General features: G+C 67.2%; 21 protein-coding genes. 10 read left to right on the top strand and 11 right to left on the bottom strand.

The genetic code is table 11. From position 1 onward, the window contains the following. Positions 1–16: 16 nt before the first annotated feature. From C8D03_RS11265 to C8D03_RS11285, 5 genes are all read right to left on the bottom strand, one after another. Positions 17–403: a nitrile hydratase accessory protein gene (locus C8D03_RS11265; RefSeq protein ID WP_282568591.1), complete on the bottom strand. Its 387-nt coding sequence runs from the start codon at positions 401–403 to the stop codon at positions 17–19. Then, entirely contained in the window at positions 390–1,049 is a 660-nt protein-coding gene (nthB, locus tag C8D03_RS11270) for a nitrile hydratase subunit beta (protein ID WP_108046339.1), read from the bottom strand. Before nthB ends, C8D03_RS11265 begins: the two co-directional genes overlap by 14 nt. After that, positions 1,046–1,669, bottom strand: coding sequence for a nitrile hydratase subunit alpha (gene nthA, locus C8D03_RS11275; protein ID WP_108046340.1), 624 nt, complete (start codon positions 1,667–1,669; stop codon positions 1,046–1,048). The genes nthB and nthA overlap by 4 nt, the downstream gene beginning before the upstream one ends. A 24-nt stretch (positions 1,670–1,693) precedes the next feature. Next, positions 1,694–2,890: an amidase gene (locus C8D03_RS11280; RefSeq protein ID WP_108046341.1), complete on the bottom strand. Its 1,197-nt coding sequence runs from the start codon at positions 2,888–2,890 to the stop codon at positions 1,694–1,696. A gap of 72 nt (positions 2,891–2,962) precedes the next feature. Next, the gene (locus tag C8D03_RS11285) at positions 2,963–4,552 is read right to left on the bottom strand and encodes a gamma-glutamyltransferase family protein (protein ID WP_108046342.1); all 1,590 of its coding nucleotides are present in this window, start codon (positions 4,550–4,552) and stop codon (positions 2,963–2,965) included. 136 nt (positions 4,553–4,688) lie between these two features. Between C8D03_RS11285 and C8D03_RS11290 the strand changes: the two genes are divergently transcribed. Next, positions 4,689–4,928: a hypothetical protein gene (locus C8D03_RS11290; protein WP_108046343.1), complete on the top strand. Its 240-nt coding sequence runs from the start codon at positions 4,689–4,691 to the stop codon at positions 4,926–4,928. 3 nt (positions 4,929–4,931) lie between these two features. Here the strand turns inward: C8D03_RS11290 and C8D03_RS11295 are convergent, their stop codons facing one another. The 3 genes from C8D03_RS11295 to C8D03_RS11305 all read right to left on the bottom strand — a co-directional run bounded on the left by C8D03_RS11295 (position 4,932) and on the right by C8D03_RS11305 (position 8,693). Next, positions 4,932–5,297 (bottom strand): DUF1850 domain-containing protein, encoded by a 366-nt coding sequence (locus C8D03_RS11295; RefSeq protein ID WP_108046344.1) that lies wholly within the window; start codon positions 5,295–5,297, stop codon positions 4,932–4,934. After that, the gene (locus C8D03_RS11300) at positions 5,294–7,609 is read right to left on the bottom strand and encodes a TRAP transporter permease (RefSeq protein WP_108046345.1); all 2,316 of its coding nucleotides are present in this window, start codon (positions 7,607–7,609) and stop codon (positions 5,294–5,296) included. The genes C8D03_RS11295 and C8D03_RS11300 overlap by 4 nt, the downstream gene beginning before the upstream one ends. Before the next feature lie 115 nt (positions 7,610–7,724). Further along, a complete protein-coding gene (locus tag C8D03_RS11305; protein WP_108046346.1) occupies positions 7,725–8,693 on the bottom strand; it encodes a TAXI family TRAP transporter solute-binding subunit in 969 nt (322 codons plus the stop codon). A gap of 254 nt (positions 8,694–8,947) precedes the next feature. Between C8D03_RS11305 and C8D03_RS11310 the strand changes: the two genes are divergently transcribed. The 8 genes from C8D03_RS11310 to C8D03_RS11345 all read left to right on the top strand — a co-directional run bounded on the left by C8D03_RS11310 (position 8,948) and on the right by C8D03_RS11345 (position 16,161). Continuing rightward, a complete protein-coding gene (locus tag C8D03_RS11310) occupies positions 8,948–10,567 on the top strand; it encodes an OpgD/OpgG family glucan biosynthesis protein (protein ID WP_108046347.1) in 1,620 nt (539 codons plus the stop codon). A 184-nt stretch (positions 10,568–10,751) separates the two neighbouring features. After that, positions 10,752–10,901 (top strand): hypothetical protein, encoded by a 150-nt coding sequence (locus C8D03_RS26440; protein WP_181300892.1) that lies wholly within the window; start codon positions 10,752–10,754, stop codon positions 10,899–10,901. Positions 10,902–10,915: 14 nt separating this feature from the next. Continuing rightward, positions 10,916–11,671 (top strand): zinc ABC transporter ATP-binding protein AztA, encoded by a 756-nt coding sequence (gene aztA, locus C8D03_RS11320; RefSeq protein WP_248308432.1) that lies wholly within the window; start codon positions 10,916–10,918, stop codon positions 11,669–11,671. A 164-nt stretch (positions 11,672–11,835) separates the two neighbouring features. After that, on the top strand, positions 11,836–12,717 hold the full coding sequence (locus C8D03_RS11325) for a metal ABC transporter permease (RefSeq protein WP_108046350.1): 882 nt from the start codon (positions 11,836–11,838) through the stop codon (positions 12,715–12,717). A 36-nt stretch (positions 12,718–12,753) separates the two neighbouring features. Next, positions 12,754–13,683: a metal ABC transporter substrate-binding protein gene (locus C8D03_RS11330; protein WP_108051523.1), complete on the top strand. Its 930-nt coding sequence runs from the start codon at positions 12,754–12,756 to the stop codon at positions 13,681–13,683. A 44-nt stretch (positions 13,684–13,727) separates the two neighbouring features. Further along, positions 13,728–14,690, top strand: a complete 963-nt coding sequence (locus C8D03_RS11335; protein WP_108046351.1) for a CobW family GTP-binding protein — start codon at positions 13,728–13,730, stop codon at positions 14,688–14,690. Between the two features lie 170 nt (positions 14,691–14,860). Then, entirely contained in the window at positions 14,861–15,871 is a 1,011-nt protein-coding gene (locus C8D03_RS11340; protein WP_108046352.1) for a WD40 repeat domain-containing protein, read from the top strand. Between the two features lie 8 nt (positions 15,872–15,879). Beyond that, positions 15,880–16,161 carry a hypothetical protein gene (locus C8D03_RS11345; protein WP_248308433.1) on the top strand — a complete coding sequence of 94 codons (282 nt, stop codon included), beginning with the start codon at positions 15,880–15,882 and terminating at the stop codon, positions 16,159–16,161. A gap of 51 nt (positions 16,162–16,212) precedes the next feature. Here C8D03_RS11345 and C8D03_RS11350 read toward each other — a convergent pair whose 3' ends face one another. Next, entirely contained in the window at positions 16,213–16,437 is a 225-nt protein-coding gene (locus C8D03_RS11350; RefSeq protein WP_108046353.1) for a hypothetical protein, read from the bottom strand. A 187-nt stretch (positions 16,438–16,624) separates the two neighbouring features. Here C8D03_RS11350 and C8D03_RS11355 point away from each other — a divergent pair, with 187 nt between their 5' ends. Beyond that, positions 16,625–17,815, top strand: a complete 1,191-nt coding sequence (locus tag C8D03_RS11355) for a winged helix-turn-helix domain-containing protein (RefSeq protein ID WP_108046354.1) — start codon at positions 16,625–16,627, stop codon at positions 17,813–17,815. A gap of 75 nt (positions 17,816–17,890) precedes the next feature. Here the strand turns inward: C8D03_RS11355 and mutT are convergent, their stop codons facing one another. Together mutT and C8D03_RS11365 are read right to left on the bottom strand one after the other, a co-directional pair. Next, a complete protein-coding gene (mutT, locus tag C8D03_RS11360) occupies positions 17,891–18,295 on the bottom strand; it encodes an 8-oxo-dGTP diphosphatase MutT (RefSeq protein WP_181300894.1) in 405 nt (134 codons plus the stop codon). Positions 18,296–18,306: 11 nt separating this feature from the next. After that, positions 18,307–18,816 (bottom strand): peptidase associated/transthyretin-like domain-containing protein, encoded by a 510-nt coding sequence (locus C8D03_RS11365; RefSeq protein ID WP_108046356.1) that lies wholly within the window; start codon positions 18,814–18,816, stop codon positions 18,307–18,309. Positions 18,817–18,844: the final 28 nt, after the last annotated feature.

Genomic DNA, 18,844 nt, shown 5'->3' on the forward strand with positions numbered 1-18,844 from the left:
TTCGCCGGAGCCTTGTTCAACCCTTCTGCGGGTCGTTCTCCAGCAGGATCGGCTTGCCATGCGGCGTCGCCTCCGCCGCGCGCGCCCATGAGGCCGCGAGCGCGTCGACGCCGTCATGCGAGGTGAGGCCCTTGGCGATGAGCAGATGCTCCAGCGCCTCGCACCAGCGCTCGTAATAATCCGAGCCGTCGCGGCAGCCGCCCTTTGCGAGGGCCTCGCGAATTTCGGCGCCAAGCGCCTGCGCCCATTCCTCAGGCGTAAACACGCCCCGGCCCTGAAGCTCGACCACCAGCGCGAAGACCATCGCCTGCCAGGGTTCGGCGAAGACGGGGCCGTCCGCGTCGCGCGGGATTGGGGTGTCGGCAGCGAGCCGGATGGCGAGATCACTGTCAGGCGGGTTCAAGATAGCTCTCCCACGCCTCGATCGAGACCGTCGATGTCGGGTCGGCGTCGCGGCCCCAGAGTTCCGGGCCGGTGAAGACCACGGTGTAGAGCCATTGCGCCGTCTCGGGCAGGCCTTGCGAGCCGGTGTCCGGGAAGACATGGCAACCGGTGACGCGCTCGATCACGCCCTGCTTGCCACGGGCATAGCGCGGCAAGCGGGTGTGGTGCTGCGGGTGCATCACGAGCGTGCGAATGCGGTCGCCGACGGCGAATTTCGCCGGGGCGGGGGCGTCTCGCTCAAAGGGGAAGCCGCGACGCAGGACGGCCGGGACGTCCTCGCCCTTGAGGACGCGCTTGGGCGTCTTCGCGGGGGCGAGCGGTTGGCCTTGCGCGAGTTCCTCCCGCGTCAGGAAGCCGTGCTGGACGAGCACCTTGTCGAGCCCCGCCAGCCAGATCTCGTAATAGGACGAGGAGAGGTACTGCGCCGGCGGCAGGCTCTCGCGCGCGGCGCGGATGCCGTCGATCGTCCAGGCGCCCATGGCGCCGGCCGCGACATTGATCGCGAGCACGCGCTTCTCCCAATCGGCATGGAAGATCGGCTCATTGGGTTCGGGCAGGACCGGGCCGAAGCCCATCTGCCCGCCGAGATCCTGGCCGCCGTTCATGACGCATCCTCCACGCGCGGCAGCCCGGTGCCGATCATCGCGTCGCGGTTGACGATGGAGACGAGCTTCTCCTCGGACCAGCCCTCGGTGCCGGCGGGCCGCATCGGGATGACGATGAAGCGGGTTTCGGCAGTCGAATCCCAGACGCGGATGCGCTGGCCCTGGGGCAGCGTCACGCCGAAATCGGCGAGGGTGCCACGCGGGTCGATCACCGCCTTGGCGCGGTAGGGCGGCGATTTGTACCAGACCGGCGGCAGACCCAGCACCGGCCACGGGTAGCAGGAGCACAGCGTGCAGACGATGAGATTGTGCTCTTGCGGAGTGTTGAAGCAGGCGACGATGTGCTCGCCGCCGCGCCCGCCATAGCCGAGCTCGGCAACGGCGGCGGAGCCGTCCGCCTTCAGCCGCGCGGCAAAGTCCGGATCGAGCCACGCCTTGGCGACGACGCGGGCACCGTTGCGCGGGCCGACCCTGGTCTCGTAGGTCTCGACGATGGCGTCGAGGGCGGCCGGATCGACATAGCCCTTCGCGACCATCAGCGATTCCAGCGCCTTTACCCGCGCCTCGATCGGGGTGAAGTGGTTGTCGTGATCGTGGTCGTGGTGATGGTGACCGCTCATGGCTGTCTCCTTCTGGTTGCCTGCTCAGGCGATTCGCATCCGTGCCGCGCGCTCCAGCCGGACCGCGAGCGCGATCAGGGATTTGTCCGAGCCCTTGGGGCCGATCAGCGAGAGGCCGAGCGGGGCGCCCTCGCGGCGTGCCACCGGAACCGAGACCTGCGGGAAGCCCGAGAGCCCGCCGAGGCAGAGCAGGCGGAGCGCGCGATTGCGGAAATCGTCGAGTTCGTCCTCGCCGGCGATGGCGAGCGGTGCGATGTCGGGCACGGTCGGCAAGAGCAGCACGCCGTCGCTGCCGAGCAGCCTTGCGAGCTTGCTGCGGAAGCGCTTGCGGACCGCTTCGCTCTTCTCGAAATCCGCATCGGTGATCGCCTTGGCATAGGCGAAACGGTCGCCGACGCCGGGGCCGAGCGGCACGCCGAAGCGCTCGATCATCGGGCCGTCGTTGGTCCAGGCCTCGCGGCCCTGGATGCGGCGCGAGGCCCAGTAGAGCGCATCGAGATCGCGCGCGACGGTGACGGTCTGCGGCTCGCCGAGCAGCGGCACGATGCGCTGGATGGTGTTGCGCAGCAACGTCTCGGCTTCCGGAACGGCTTGGGCGAAGAGTTCGTCCGCGAGCAGCAGGCGCGGGGTCTCGGGCAAGGTCACCCTGTCGGCGCCGAGCAGGACCTCGCCGACACGGGCGAAGACCTCGCCGTCACGCGCGAACCAGCCCGGCGTGTCGAAGGAGTCTGCCAGGGGCCAGACGCGCTTGAGCGAGAGCCGGCCATGGCTCGGCCGGATGCCGAAAAGCCCGCAATAGCTCGAGGGCGCCCGCACCGAGCCGCCGGTATCCGAGCCCAGCGCGAAATCGGCCAGGCGCCCGGCAACGGCCGCGGCCGAGCCTGAGGAGGAGCCGCCGGTGATGCGGTCCGGCGCGGCCGGATTGATCGGCGAACCGAAATGCGCGTTCTTGCCGTTGAGCGAGAAGGCGAGTTCGTCGGTATGCGTCTTGCCGACGAAGCGCGCGCCGGCATTCAGCAGCGTCTTCACGATCGGGGCGGTCTTGGTCTTGATACCCGACTGCGCCAGCACGATCGGCGAGCCGGCTCCGGTCGGGTAGCCCTTGACGTCGAACAGGTCCTTCACGGCAAGCGTCAACCCGGCGAGCGGGCCGGTCGCAGCGTGCTTCACGGACGCTTCAGGATAGGGGACGAAGCAGCGGAACGGGTCGTCGACAAGCATCGCGGTCAAATCCTCTCGGTCACTGGCGCATTTTCTTCACGCTAGCCGGTGTCAACTTCGCTCGAAAATACGCTAGCAGCCTCGCGCATCGCCGTCGGAACGCGGATCATGCGTCGCTTCGACATGGCCCTTCGGGTGCTTCACCAGCATGCCGGCATGGCCGAACTGGTCGGAATAGGCTTCGGAATACTCCTCGACCGGGTGTCCGGAGCCGGTCAGCCGCGCCAGCAGCATCGGGTCGAAACGGCTTTCGAGCTTGAGCGAGATCGAGCCCGCGCCCCAGGTCCGGCCGAAGAGCCAGCGTGGCGCGTCGACGGCTTGTGCAGGGTTTTGGCCAAAGCGGTAGCGCGACAGGATCTGCGCCTGGAACTGTGGCTGGCCGTCGCCGCCCATCGCGCCATAGGACATGATGCGGCCGTCGTCGAAGCGGGCGAAGGCCGGGTTCAGCGTGTGGAACGGCTTGCGGCCGGGCTTCAGCGGGTTGAGCGTCTTTGCATCGAGCGAGAAGGCGACGCCGCGGTTCTGCCAGTTGATGCCTGTGCGCGGCAGGATGCAGCCCGAGCCGTATTCCCAGTAGATTGACTGGATATAGGAGACGGCCAGTCCCGACCCGTCGATCGCGCCCATCCAGACGGTGTCGCCGTCTCCGGTCCTGAAAGGCCAACTCGCCGCGCGCTTGCGGTCGATCGCAGCGGCCTCGCGGGTGAAGACGGCGTCGGTCAGCACGCTCATGGGATCGACGGTCGCGAAGGCTGGGTCGGTGACGATCCGGTCCCGGATCGCGAAGGCGCGCTTGGTCGCCTCGACGAGGCCGTGATGATGGTCGAAGCCTTCGGCGCGGGCGATGCCGAGCTTCTCGAAGATGCCGAGGATCAAAAGCGAGGCGACGCCTTGCGTCGGCGGCGCGAAATTATAGACGGTCAGTTCCGGCAGCCGGATCGAGAGCGGTTGGACCATCCGCGCCTTGAAGGCTTCCATGTCGGCGCGGGTGACGGGCGCGCCGATGGCGTCGAGGTCATGGGCGATCTCGCGGCCGATGTCGCCGCGGTAGAAGTCGGAGAGACCGGCCTCCGCGAGCTGGCGGAAGGTCGCGCCGAGCGCGTCGGGCTTGCGGCGCGCGCCGGCCTTGGGCTGCTTGCCGCCCGGCCAGAAGAATTCGCTGAAGCCGATCGCTTCCTTCACCGCCTCGACCTGCTGCGGCCAGGTCCGCAGTTCGGAGGGCGAGATCTCGTAGCCCTCGTCGCAATGGCGGATGGCGTCCGCCAGCAAGTCCTTGAGCGGCATCCGGCCGCCCAGCGTCTTCGAGAGCGCGAGCGCCGCCTCCCAGCCGCCGATCGCGCCCGCGACCGTCAGGGCCGAGTCCGGGCCGCGTTGCGGAATCGCATCATGGCCCTTCTCGCGGTAGCGCTCGATGGTGGCGAGCGCGCCGGCCGGGCCGCAGGCCTCGATGGCGTGGACCTTGCCGCCAGGCTCGTGCACCAGCCAGAAGCCGTCGCCGCCGATGGCGTTCATATGGGGATAGACCACCGAGACGGTCGCGGCCATGGCGACCATCGCCTCGATGGCGTTGCCGCCCTCGGCGAGGATGGCGCGCCCGGCTTCGGAGGCGAGATGGTGAGGCGCGGCGGCGGCTGCGGCACCGAAGACAGGCGTATCGATCATCAGGGTCTTTTCAAGCTGAACGCAAACAACCATTTCGGCCGGACGGCGCGATTTTGTTGCATGCCGAAGCCGGCTTCGCTAGAGCTTGCGCCCGAAAAGTGGGAGCGCTTGCGCCCCACGACTGAGGACTGACAGCATGGCCGCAAGGCAGACCAACTGGCGCAACCTGATCATGGTGATTTCGCTCGGCATCCTGATCGCGGTCGAGCTGTTCGGCGTGGCGCTCGCCTCGGGCTGGGCGCTGGCTGGCCTGTTCGAGCTGGGTGCGATCGTCAGCTATGTGCTGATGGCTCTGTTCTCGTTGCTCGCCGGCTACGCCATGATCAATCTGATGCGCCGCGTGCTCAAGGTCGAACGGCTCAGCCAGGGCGGCTGAGGCTCAGCCGCAGGCCTTCAGGGTCACGGGGTCCGCCTCCGGCGGCAGATGATCCCCCATCGGCCGGCACCCTCCGGCGATACAGACCTGCCAGTCGGCGGTCGCGCCGGAGCGACGCATCACGATCTCTCGCTGCGCCGGAAGCTTGGGCGACCAGCGCCAGAACCCGTCGATCAGCCGGGCTTCGTCCGGCGGATCCATGCCGGCGCCGGAGCCCTGGATGCGGGCTTCCGAAAGAACCAGCCCGGCGGGTGTTTCCCGCCAGACCTCCTCCCACAGCGTTTTCTGGACCGAATGGCGCCAGCGCAGCGTGATCTCGTCGCTGCCGAGCGCGACGACGAGCGCGCCGGCTGCCAGGCAGAGGCTCATGCGGCGGCGCGTCTGGACGCCCGCACGCGCCAGAGATGCTGGCCGATCATCACGGCGGCAAGAGCGAAGCCGACCTCGTCGGTCAGGGGCACCGCCGCGACCAGGAAACCGGCGGCCACTGCGGCAAGGATGCGCTCCCACATCGCGAGCGGCCGCGTCAGTTGCCCGACGAAGGCTGCGCCCCACAGGATCATCGCCAGCGTCGCTTTTGTGACGATATAGATCACGGCAAGCCAGTAGCTCGCGCCTTCCAGGCCAGCTACGGGCTGCAGCATCAAGGTTGGGTCATAGACCGCCATATAGGGGATGACGAAACCGGGCAGGGCGATCTTCACCGCCTGCACGCCGATCTTCATGCCAGAGACCTTGGCCATGGGCGCAGCGGCGAAGGCTGCCAATGCGACCGGCGGCGTCAGGTCGGCCATGATGCCGAAATAGAACACGAACATGTGGCTGACGATCAGCGGCACGTCGAGTTGCAGCAGGATCGGCGCAGCCAGCGACGAGGTGATGATGTAGTTCGGGATAGTCGGGATGCCCATGCCGAGGATCAGGCTGAAGATCATCGTCAGGATGAGCGCGAGGAACATGCTCTCCTTGCCGATGCCGATCAGCCAGGAACCGAAGATCGTGCCGATGCCGGTCAGCGTCATGGTGCCGATGACGATGCCGACCAGCGCGCAGGCGAGGCCGACCGGCAACGCCTGGCGGGCGCCGTCGGCAAGCGATTCGATGCAGGCCGTCAGGACCTCGCGGCCCGAGCGTCCGCGCAGGATGTTCCAGACCACGAGCAGCAGGACGACGCCGAGGACGGTGGCGACGCTGATCGCCATCGAGGCGGCCGAGACTAGCGCAAAACCGATCCAGAAGACGACGCGGAGCGCGGTGGTCCCGAGCCCGGCCGAGATGGCGAGCGCGAGAATCAGCGCGACGGTCAGGGCAAGCCCGATCGCGCCGGCGAAAAGCGGGGTGAAGCCCGCGAAGAGCAGATAGACCAGCACCAGCAGCGGCGCGATCAGGTACCAGTTCTTGCGCAGTTCGGCGCGCGCGCTCGGCAGCTCGGATTTGGGCAGGCCGGTCAGGCCGAGCTTGCCGGCTTCGAGATGCACCGCCCAGTAGCAGGCGGCGAAATAGAGGATCGCCGGGATAATCGCCGCCTCGACGATCTTGGAATAGGGCACGTCAATGGTCTCTGCCATGATGAAGGCAACGGCGCCCATGACAGGGGGCATGATCTGGCCGCCCATCGAGGAGGTCGCCTCGACGCCGCCCGCAAAGGCGCCGGTGAAGCCCGAGCGCTTCATCAGGGGGATGGTGAACTGGCCCGACGCTACGACGTTGGCGACGCCCGAGCCCGAGACGGTGCCCATCAGCGCCGAGGAAGCGACACAGACTTTGCCGGGCCCGCCCTGCTTGCCGCCGAACAGTGCCATCGAGATGTCGTTGAAGAAGTCGATGACGCCGGCGCGCTCCATGAAGGCGCCGAACAGGATGAACAGGAAGATGAAGGTCGCGGAGACCGCCGTCGGCGTCGCGTAGAGTCCCTCCGTGCCGAAGGACATCTGCTCGATCACCTGCTCCAAGCTGTAGCCGCGATGGTCGAACGGGGCCGGCAGATAGCGGCCGAACAGGCAGTAGGCCAGGAAGGTGCCGGCGACCAGCGGGAGCGCGATGCCCATGGCGCGCCAGACCAGCAGGAACAGCACGGCCAGCGCGGTGATGCCGACGACCATGTCGGCATCGGTCAGTTCGCCGGCACGGTTCACCAGCTCGATGTAGTTCCACCAGTGATAAAGCCCGACGGCGAAGCCGACGCCGCCGATGGCCCACCAGACCAGGCGGCCGATGGGAGAGGTCTCATCGGCATTCGCAAGCAGACCGCAGGCGATCAGCGCGAGGAAGCCGACATGGACGGTGCGCAGCACCTGGTTCGGCAGCGTGCCCGTATAGAGTGAAACCAGCTCGAAGGCGCCCAGCATGGCGAGAAAGGCGATGGCGGGCTCGATCATGGACCTGCCCCGGACCGCGCCCAGCACGATCCAGGCGAGCCAGAGCACGAAGGCGATCCGGATCAGGGTAATCGGCGTCAGCCAGGCGACGGATCCGACCAGTCTGAAATCGAGCGGGATGCCGAAGGCGGTGACGACCTGGAAGGCCGAAAAGCCGACGGCCAGCCAGAACAGCAGCCTGCCCTTCCAGCCCGTGCCGAAGGTGGCAGGCAGGCCGTGTTCGGGATCATAGGGGACGGGCGTCGAGGCATGCGTGCCGGCGATATCGGGCACCGCGAGCGGTCTTGCTGCATTCTGGCTCATCGCGGCGTCCCCGTCTCTTAACCCTTGGCGGGCGGTGCTTCTTCTGGCCTGCCATCACAGAAAAGGCGAGGCCGGGTCAACCGGCCTCGCCTGTGTCGCGTGGCTGAAGGATGGCTCAGGAGCCGACCTTCAGTCCCTTTTCCTTGAAGTAGCGGGCCGCGCCGGGATGGAGCGGCAGCGGCATGCCATCGAGCGCGTTCTCAAGCTTGATCGAGCGAGCTGCGGCATGGGCGGCACCGAGATCGCCAAGGTTCTCGTAGATCGCCTTGGTCATCTGGTAGACGGTCTCCTCCTTCATGCCCTCATGGGTCACGAGGTAGTTGACCACGGCGGCTGCCGGCACGGCTGCGGTCTGGCCGGTGTAGGTATTGGCCGGGATCGAGACCTTGATGAAGGGCGGGCCCGCCTTGTCGACGGCCGCGGCCGGCACCTCGACGACGGTGATCTCGACCGAGGTCGCGAGATCGCGCAGGGAGGCCACGCCAAGGCCAGCCGATTGCAGCGTGGCGTCGAGCTGGCGGTTCTTCATCAACTCGACGGATTCCGCGAAGGGCAGATACTCGATCTTGCCGAGATCCTTGTAGGACAGGCCGGCTGCGGCGAGGATCGCGCGGGCGTTCAGCTCGGTGCCGGATTTCGGCGCGCCGACCGAAAGACGCTTGCCCTTGAGATCGGCCAGCGTCTTGATGCCGCTGTCCTTCGAAGCGACGATCTGGATGTAGTTCGGGTAGATCGCGGTGATACCGCGCAGCTTCTTCAGCGGGCTCTTGAAGCCGGCTTCCTCGTCACCCTTCCAGGCGGCGTCGAGCGAGTCGCCCAGCGTGAAGGCGACCTCACCCTTGCCCTGTTGCAGGAGCTGCAGGTTCTCGACGGAGGCCTTGGTGGCCTGGACGGTCGGCCGGGTGCCGGGAATCTTCTCGCCATAGATCTTGGAGAGCGCCACGCCGAGCGGATAATACACGCCCGAGGTGCCGCCGGTCAGCACGTTGATGAAATCCTGCGCGCGGGCCGAGGCCGGTGCGAGTGCAATCAGGGCAGCGGTGGCGAACCCGGCGAAACGCCGGCTGGACAAATACGCGTGCATGCAACCTCCCAGTGAAAAAGCGCCAGCATGGCGTGCTGGTCTACCGCTCTTTGTAGATCAGGCCGGAGCGAAATTGAAAGGCGCTGGCCTCCGACATTAGGCGGAGCGGTTCCCGATGCGTGACGCTTTCGCCATGATTGCGGTCCATCGAGACCCGACGCCTCCCCGGTTGCCCTTGCCGCCGGGACAGGCTAGCCCGGATTCCACCCTGACGGCCGACCGTCCTTTTTCCAGCCGAACGAGCCCCGCCCGCCATGCACCCCAGCGCCAGATCGCCCCGCCCCGACCGCCGCATGCTGCTGGCCGGTGCCAGCGCGACAGCGGCGCTGGCCGCGCTCGGTTTCTCGCCAGACGCGCTGGCGCAGCAGGGTCTGAAACTGGGCGAGGCGGAGACCTTCGGCTTCGAGGCGCTGAAGATGCGGGCGCGCGATCTGGCGGCGCAGCCCTATCAGGTGCCGCAGAGTCCGCGCCCCGACGTGCTGGAGCGGATCGACTACGATGCCCATGGCAAGATCCGGTTCAGGCCGGAGATGGCGCTGTGGGCCGACGGCCCGTCGCCCTGGCCGGTGACGTTCTTCCATCTCGGTCGCTACTTCCAGAAGCCGGTGCGCATGCATGTGCTGGACGACGGGAAGGCGCGCGAGATCGTCTACGACGAGAGCTATTTCGAGATGCCGGCGGATTCGCCGGCACGCGAGCTGCCGCGCGGCGCGGGCTTCGCCGGCTTCCGTTTCCAGGAGAGCCGCACGGGACATCCCGGCCGTAAGGGCGAGGCGCTCGACTGGAAGAAGAACGACTGGGTCGCCTTCCTCGGCGCTTCCTATTTCCGTGCCATCGGCGAACTCTACCAGTACGGGCTCTCGGCGCGCGGGCTCGCCGTCGATCCGGCCGTCGGGGGCCGGGCGGAAGAGTTCCCCGACTTCACCCATATCTGGCTCGAGACACCGCAACCCGGCGCCGAATTCGTCGTCGTCTATGCGCTGCTGTCGGGGCCGAGCGTCGCCGGCGCCTATCGCTTCCGCATGCATCGCGGCAAGGGCGTGGTGATGGAGATCGAGACGGCGCTGTTCCTGCGCAAGGATGCCGAACGGCTTGGCATCGCGCCCTTGACCTCGATGTACTGGTATTCCGAGACGGCCAAGGCGACGGCGGTCGACTGGCGGCCCGAGGTGCATGATTCCGACGGACTCGCGCTCTGGACCGGCACGGGCGAGCGCGCCTTCCGGCCGCTCAACAATCCCTCCCGCACCACCGCCTCCTCCTTTATGGACGAGAGCCCGCGCGGTTTCGGGCTGATGCAGCGCGACCGCGAGGTCGGGCATTATCTCGACGGCGTGTTCTACGAGCGCCGGCCGAGCCTCTGGGTCGAGACGCAAGGGGACTGGGGCAAGGGGGCGGTCCAGCTCATCGAGATCCCGACCGATGACGAGATCCACGACAACATCGTCGCGATGTGGGTTCCGGCTGGCCCGGCCCGCGCCGGCGCCTCCTTCGCCTTCCGCTACCGGCTGCACTGGCTCGCCGACGAGCCCTTCCCGACGGTGCTCGGCCGCGTCGTCGCGACACGTCTCGGCAATGGCGGGCAGCCCGGCACGACGCGCCCCAAGGGCGTGCGCAAGTTCATGATCGAGTTCAGGGGGCCGGCGCTGGAGACGATCCCCTTCGGCGTGAAGCCCGAGGTCGTGCTCTCGGCCTCGCGCGGCTCATTCTCCTACATCTTCGCGGAAGCGGTGCCCAACGACGTGCCCGGCCATTGGCGGGCGCAGTTCGACCTCACGGTGGACGGCGGCGACCCGGTCGAGATGCGCTGCTTCCTGAAGGCCGGGGAGACGGTGCTGACCGAGACCTGGCTGTATCAGTACCTGCCGTTCTGAGGCGACTATCACGCTGGGCCTTCGTCGTCGTGGTCGGGCTTGTCCCGACCATCCACGTCTTCGCGGGTCGAGCCCTGTGACGAAGACGTGGATGCTCGCCACAAGGGCGAGCATGACGGTGAGCTGTGGCACCCTGCAAAGACTCCACTTGCTCCAGCTTGTTCGTAACATTATATCATCGCGCATGGCTCACGCGCACGCCCACCACGCTTCCCATGCCGTCCCGGAGAACCCTGGCTGGTCGCTTCTGCGCCTGTCGGCGCTGGGGCGGATCGGTCTTGCCGCGGGGGTCGTCGTGCTGCTGTGGCTCGCGACCTTCGCCGTGATCCTGTGAAAAGGCCGGATCCTGTGAAAATAGCCGCCAACCCCGTGTCCGCCATCCGCCTCACCGATCTGACGCTGGGCTATGACCGCCATCCGGCGGTGCATCATCTTTCGGGCGAGATCGCCTCAGGCAGCCTGACGGCGATCGTCGGCCCCAACGGCGCCGGCAAGTCGACCCTGCTCAAGGGCATCGCCGGCGCCTTGTCGCCGCTTGGCGGGGATGTTTCCGTCGCCGGTGGGCGGCGCCTGGCCTATCTGCCGCAATCGGCCGAACTCGACCGCTCCTTCCCGATCCATGTCTATGACCTCGTCGCGATGGGGCTGTGGAACAGCGCCGGCATCTTCGGGCGGATCGGGCGCGGCTTTGCGGCCAAGGTCGAGTCGGCGATCGCCGCGGTCGGTCTCGCCGGTTTCGAGCGCCGTCCGATCGGGGCGCTCTCCGGCGGGCAGATGCAGCGCGCGCTGTTTGCGCGCCTTCTGCTGCAGGATGCCGACATCATCCTGCTCGACGAGCCCTTCACCGCGATCGATGCGCGCACCACGGCCGACCTTCTGGCGCTGGTGCAGCGCTGGCATGGCGAGAGCCGCACCGTCGTCGCCGTGCTGCACGACATTGAGACGGTGCGCCGGGCCTTCCCGCGCACGCTGCTGCTGGCGCGCGAGACGGTGGCCTGGGGCGAGACGGCCGAGGTTTTGACGCCCGCCAATCTTTTGAAGGCGCGCCGCATGGTCGAGGCCTTCGACAGCCATGCCGCGCCCTGCGAGCGCGACGCGGCGTGATGCCTTCCGCCGATTTGAGACGATAAAGACGTCGCCATTCCGGGTGCAGCGCAGCGGAGACCCGGAATCCAGGGTGGGGCACCGACGGCTCCCGATGATGGCTTCCGGATCGGCGCCGCTTCGCGGCTTGTCTGGAATGACGGCGTCGAGAATTGGGCCCGCCGATGACGCCTCTCTACGACCTCCTGATCGGCCCCTTCGCCGAGTTCGATTTCATGCGCCGCGCGCTGGTCGGCATCGTCGCGCTGTCGGTGTCGGGCGCGCCGATCGGTGTCTTCCTGATGCTCAGGCGGATGAGCCTGACCGGCGATGCGATGGCGCATGCGATCCTGCCCGGCGCCGCGATCGGCTATCTCGTCGCCGGCTTCTCGCTGCCGGCGATGACGCTGGGCGGGCTTGCTGCCGGCTTCGCGGTGGCGCTGGCGGCGGGCGCGGTGGCGCGGGTGACGGTGATCAAGGAGGATGCCTCGCTGGCTGCCTTCTATCTGATCTCGCTGGCGCTCGGCGTCACCATCGTCTCGCTGCGCGGCTCGGCGGTCGATCTCTTCCATGTCCTCTTCGGCAATGTGCTGGCGCTTGACGATGATGTGCTGATCCTGCTCTCCGGCGTGGCGAGCCTGTCGCTGCTGACGCTGGCCGCGCTCTACCGCCCGCTGGTGATGGAATGCGTCGATCCCGGCTTCCTGCGCTCGGTCAGCCGCTCGGGCGGGGTGGTTCATCTGACTTTTCTCGGCCTCGTCGTGCTCAACCTCGTCGCGGGCTTCCATGCGCTCGGCACCTTGCTCGCGGTCGGGCTGATGATGCTGCCGGCCGCTGCCGCGCGCTTCTGGACCGCCGACATCACCCGCCTGATCCTGCTCGCGAGCGGCTTCGGCATGGTCGCAGGCTATGCCGGGCTGGTCGTCTCCTATTCGGCCGGGGCCAATCTGCCGGCCGGGCCGGCGATCATCCTGGCGGCGGGGGCGCTCTATCTCGGGTCGCTCCTGATCGGTTCGCAGGGCGGGCTTGCACGGCGCCTCTTGCCTCGGGGCCATCTTCAGAGATAGTGATGTTATAGTGTTTCATTATTGCTGGAGATGACCATGCCTAACCGCCGCGCTTTTGTTAGGGCCGTTGCCGCCGGACTCTTGCTCACGGCCATGCCGCTGGCCGCTCGTGCGCAGGACAAACTGCCCGTCGTCGCGAGCTTCTCGATCCTCGGCGATTTCGTGCGGGAGGTCGGCGGCGATCGCGTCAGCGTCACGACGCTGGTCGGTGCCAATGGCGACGCGCATGTCTATTCGCCGACGCCGGCCGATGCGAAGGCGATGGCGGCGGCGAAGCTGATCGTCGTCAACGGCCTGAAATTCGAGGGCTGGATGACCCGCCTGATCAAGTCGTCGGGCGCCAGGGCGTCCATCGCGACGGCAACGGCCGGGATTTCCCCGCTGAAGGGCGACGACGATCATGGCAAGGCCGGGCACGGGCATGACCATGACGTCGATCCCCATGCCTGGCAGAGCGTCTCCAACGCCAAGGTCTATGTCGGCAATATCCGCGATGCGCTGGTGAAGGCCGATCCGGCTGGCAAGGACAGCTACGAGGCCCATGCGGCGCGCTATCTCGCGCAGCTTGACGCTGTGGATGGCGAGATCAGGGCCGCGATCGCGCACATCCCGGCCGACCGGCGCAAGGCGATCACTTCGCACGACGCCTTCGGCTATTTCGTCAAGGCTTATGGCATCGCCTTCATTGCGCCGCAGGGCGTGTCGACCGAGGCTGAGGCCTCGGCGAAGGATGTCGCGCGCATCATCAGGCAGGTGAAGGCCGAGAAGGTGCCGGCGGTCTTCCTCGAGAACGTCACCAATCCGAGGCTGGTCGAGCAGATCGCCCGCGAGAGCGGCGCCAAGGTCGGCGGGCGGATTTATTCCGACGCGCTTTCCGACGCGGCGGGGCCGGCCGGGACTTACATCCAGATGATGAAACACAATATAAGCGAGATCGAAAAGGCGCTCGCCGCCGGCCCGGCCTGACGGTCGTAGCCCCGGCCGCCCCCGCCACGCATCAGGTCGAACCCATGTCCGAGAAAATTCCCGTCACGGTGCTCACAGGCTATCTGGGCGCCGGCAAGACCACGCTTCTGAACCGCATCCTGACCGAGGACCACGGCAAGAAATTCGCGGTCATCGTCAACGAGTTCGGCGAGGCCGGCATCGATGGCGACCTCATCGTCGGCGCCGACGAGGAAATCTTCGAGATGAACAACGGCTGCATCTGCTGCACCGTTCGTGGCGACCTGATCCGCATCCTCGACGGGTTGATGAAGCGCAAGGGCAAGTTCGACGCGATCATCGTCGAGACCACGGGCCTGGCCGATCCGGCCCCGGTCGCGCAGACCTTCTTCGTCGACCAGGATGTCGGCGACGCCACCAAGCTCGACGCCGTTATCACCGTGACCGATGCGAAGTGGCTGAAGGACCGGCTCAAGGACGCGCCCGAGGCGAAGAACCAGATCGCCTTCGCCGATGTCATCGTCCTCAACAAGGTCGACCTGGTGACGGCCGAGGAACTCGCCTCCGTCGAGGCGGCGATCCGCGCCATCAACCCCTATGCCAAGCTGCACAAGACGACGCGCTGCGACGTCGCCATCGACCAGTTGCTCGACCGCAATGCCTTCGACCTCGACCGCATCCTCGATATCGAGCCCGATTTCCTCGAATCCGGGCATCACCACCATCACTCGGACGAAGTGCGCTCGATGTCGTTCACGATTCCGGGCGATGTCGACCCCGAGAAGTTCATGCCGTGGATCAACGATGTCAGCCAGGCGCAGGGGCCGCAGATCCTGCGCTCCAAGGGCATCCTCGCCTTCAAGGACGAGCCGCGTCGTTTCGTCTTCCAGGGCGTGCACATGATCCTCGACGGCGATCTCCAGCGCGACTGGAAGGCCGACGAGGCACGCTCCTCGCGCCTCGTCTTCATCGGGCGCGACCTGAACGAGAACGAGCTGCGCAAGGGGTTTGAGGCCTGCGCGGCGTAGAGCCCTCCGTCATTCCGGGGCGGCCCGCAGGGTCGAACCCGGAATCCACGACTGGGTGATTGTCTTGCAGCCGCGATGGCAAGGGCTCGCCCGGTTGTGGGTTCATCGCTACGCGATGCCCCGGAATGACATGGTTTGCGAAATACGCGGCCGAAGCTAAAGCATTGCCCATGGACACGATCACCAAACCCGTCTCGCTGCGCGAGCATGTTGTTCCCGTCGAGGCGGGCGAGCATGTCGTCGGCACCCACTGGCTCAAGGCAACGCTGGCGCTGGCGCTGTCCGACGGGCGCGTGCTGCGCTGGACGGATGGCGCGCTCGACAATGTCGAGGCCCATGCCGGCGGCATCCTGTCCGCCTGCGGCGACGGCGAACGGCTGGTCACGGGCGGCGATGACGGGCGCGTCGTCGCGACGGCGGCCGAGGGCGAGCCGACCGAGATCGCGCGCGATCCCAAGCGGCGCTGGGTCGATGCGGTGACGCTTTCGGCCTCGGGCAGCCTCGCCTGGAACACCGGCAAGACCGTCCATGCCCGCGACGACAAGGGCAAGGTCCGGTCGCTCGATTTCGCCACGACGCCGCAGGGCCTCGTCTTCGCGCCCAAGGGCTACCGGCTCGCGATCGGCCAGATGAACGGCGTCTCGCTCTGGTATCCGAACACCGAGGCCAAACCCGATCTCCTCGACTGGAAGGGCTCGCATCTCGACGTGATGTGGTCGCCCGACGGGCGCTTCGTGGTCTCCTCGATGCAGGAGAACGCGCTGCATGGCTGGCGGCTCGGCGACAAGCCGGCGCATATGCGCATGACCGGCTATCCTTCCAAACCGCGCTCACTGTCCTGGTCGCATGACGGGCTCTGGCTCGCATCGAGCGGAGCCGATGCCGCGATCGTCTGGCCCTTCCAGGGCGAGGGGCCGAGCGGCAAGGCGCCGCGCGAATGCGGGGCGCGCCATGCCAAGGTCAGCCGCGTTGCCTTCCATCCCCGGGCGCTGGTGCTGGCCGTCGGTTATGACGATGGCTGCATCCTGATGATCCGCCTGACCGATGCCTCGGAACTGCTGGTGCGGCCGGCCCTGCGCGGCAGCGGCATCACCGCCTTCGCCTGGGACAAGACCGGCAAACGCCTCGCCTTCGGCGCCGAAGATGGCGCGGCCGGGGTGCTGACGCTGCCGGCGACCTGAGCGGGCCGATGCGCTTCGGCCTGTTCGGCAAGGGCGGCCCCGACAAGGCGCAGGTCTCGGAACAGACCGGCCGGATCAAGGGGCTGATGCGCGAAGCGCTGGGGCTGTCCGACGCGGTCGCCATCGCGGTCAACGAGATTCTCTGTGCCGATCCCGCCTGTCCCGGCACCGAGACGGTGATCCTGATGATGAAGCCCGGCGAGAAGACCCGTGCGTTCAAGCTGCAGATGGCGATGGCCGAGGTCACGCCGGAGGCGTTGCAGGATCTGTTGACCGCCCGAGGGATGTGAGAGAATCCACGACCTCTGCGTTCCACCCGTGCTCTGCGTGAGACTGTCCGGTCAGGCGGTCGTGACGCGCTGGACGCGATCCAACTCCGCAGTCCTCAAATTCACCGGGCGCGGTGCCTTGAAGCGCAGCGTGTGCTTCGGGCCGGTCTGTTCGGCAAGGATGCGCTGCAAGCCGGCCCCGTGTCGCGGGCTCGGGCCGTCCAGCGGCACCTTCGCCAGCACCGTGCCGGCCGAGACCATGACGATCAGCGCAGTGATGATGGTCTTGCGGAACATGGCGGCATCCTCGGGCAGCCGGCGAACCCGTTCGCCGATGGATGCAAGCTGTAGGGAGGCCGGTACGTGGGCGCTGTTCCCGCCGTGACAGCCCCTCTGGGCAGGGTGAGGCTGCTGACATATCTCTGGACGCCGCCGCCTAAACTCGGGCAGCACTCGCTTCGCGCCGCTCCAGCACAGGCCTGCCATGCCGCCCCGGAAGTCCAAAACGATCACGCTCCCGCAGGAACAGGGGCGCCGCATCTGGCTGAAGGCGCAACGGCTCGACGGGGCTGAGCCCTTCGGTGCGGGACCGGAGGCGACGCGGGCCGCGGTCGAGCATCTGGGCTATGTCCAGATCGACACGATCAACGTGATCGAGCGCTGCCACCACCACATCCTTCACAGCCGCATTCCGTCCTATGAGCGAGCCCATCTGGCGCAGGCCCAGTCGGCCGAGAAGAGCGTCTTCGAGTACTGGACGCATGCGCTCTCCTATGTGCCGACCCGCGATATCCGCTGTTTCCTGGGTGCGATGAAGGCGCATCGCGAGGAGCCGAAGCGCTGGTCGGCAGTGGGGGGGCGTGAGGAAACGCGCAAGCTTTTGCGCCGCATCCGCCGCGACGGCGCGCTCACCATCCGCGACATCGACACCGACGTGCTGGTCGAGAAGGCGCATCTCTGGGCCAGCAAGAAGCCCTCGAAAGGCCTGCTGGAGCGGGCCTTCCACGATGGCGAGCTCGTCATCCAGGCGCGCTCCGGCATGCTCAAGACCTATGAGCTGCTCGACCGGCATTTCGGCTGGGAGAAGCGGCCGACGCCGGCCTCCGAGCGACAGGTCACGGCCTATCTGCTCGACCGGGCAGTGCGTGCACAGGGCATCGTCAGCCTCGATTCGATCTGCCATCTCGATGCGCCCAGCAAGAAGGCCGTGGCCGAGCTGATCGAGGCGCGGGTGAAACGCAAGGACCTCATTCCCGTCGCGGTTGAGGGTGCGGGCAAGACGGGGCACTGGGCCAGGCCGGAGGCGCTGGAGTCGACGTCGGCGCCCGAGGCCGACCTCGTCCACATCCTCTCGCCCTTCGACCCGCTGATCATCCAGCGCAAGCGGCTGAAGCTGTTCTTCGGCTACAGCCACGCCTTCGAGGCCTATCTGCCGAAGGAGAAGCGCGTCTTCGGTTATTTCGGCCTGCCCGTGCTGATCGGCGACGCCGTCGTCGCGGTGCTCGACCTCAAGACGGATCGTCAGGCCGGCAGGCTGCTGATCCAGCAATGGAGCTGGCTGGACGGGCAGGAGACGCCGGAGCGGAAGGCCAGGATCGAGGAGGCGCTTCAGCGCTTCGAGCGATTCCAGCTCGCTGCGGCCGAGGCCATCCCGGTCGTAATGGAAGGCGCCTGAACCGCTGTCGACGCGTGCACGGCGGTTCTTGCTTCGCTTCGCTCGAGAAGAGGCCGAAGCGGCGGATTTCCGCGCTTACGCCCCCAGCAGGTCGATCAGATGCGGGATCAGCGGCTCGTCGGCCGGCGGCATGGCGAGATCGCGAAGCCTGGCGGGGCGGACCCATTTCAGCGCCTGCCCCTCGCGCGAGGCGACCGTGCCTTCCCAGCGCCGGCAGATATAGAGCGGCATCAGCAGATGGAATTCGGGATAGGCGAAGCTGGCGAAGGTCAGGGGTGCCAGGCAGTCCTCCTTGACGGTGATGCCGAGTTCTTCCGCCAGCTCGCGGATCAGCGCCGGCTCCGGCCGCTCGCCTTGCTCCAGCTTGCCGCCGGGAAACTCCCAGAGCCCCGCCAGCGACTTGCCTTCCGGGCGCTGCGCGACGAGGACGCGGTTGTCGGCATCGATCAGGGCGCAGGCGACGACGAGGAGGAGCTTCAAGGGGATGGGCCTCAGTTGCCGGAGAGGATCACGCTGATCGGCTCCTTCTCCTTACCCGTCACGGTGACGCTGTCATAGACCGAGCCGCCCTCGCGGAAGAGCGCATCCTCGTCGCCCCAGATCACCTGGGTGGTGACGAAATACTCGCCCGGCGCGACCTTCTCGAAGACGAAGCGTCCATTGGACTCGGCCTTCGTGGTGCGGGTGTATTCGGAATAGGCGGGATCGGGATTGTCGTCGCGGGGATAGCTGCGATGCGGAACGTATTTGCGGCTGCCGTAGAGATTGCGGACGCGCTCGCGTGCATAGGCGGTCGCGGGGACGAGACGCACGATCTCGCCGGCGCCGTTGACGACGGTCCCGCTCGGCTTGGTGCGGAAGGCATGGCCGACGATCGTGCCCGTGCCGGGCTTCTTGATGAAGGCGGCCTCCTCGATGGAGAAGGAGACCGTTGCGGGCTTGCGCTCGACGCAGGCCGAGAGCAGAAGCGCGCCGCACAGCGCCAGACAGAATTTCAGCATGCCCCCGGCCCGTCATCCACGGCGTCGC

The sequence above is a fragment of the Bosea sp. 124 genome (assembly GCF_003046175.1).
GTDB lineage: Bacteria > Pseudomonadota > Alphaproteobacteria > Rhizobiales > Beijerinckiaceae > Allobosea.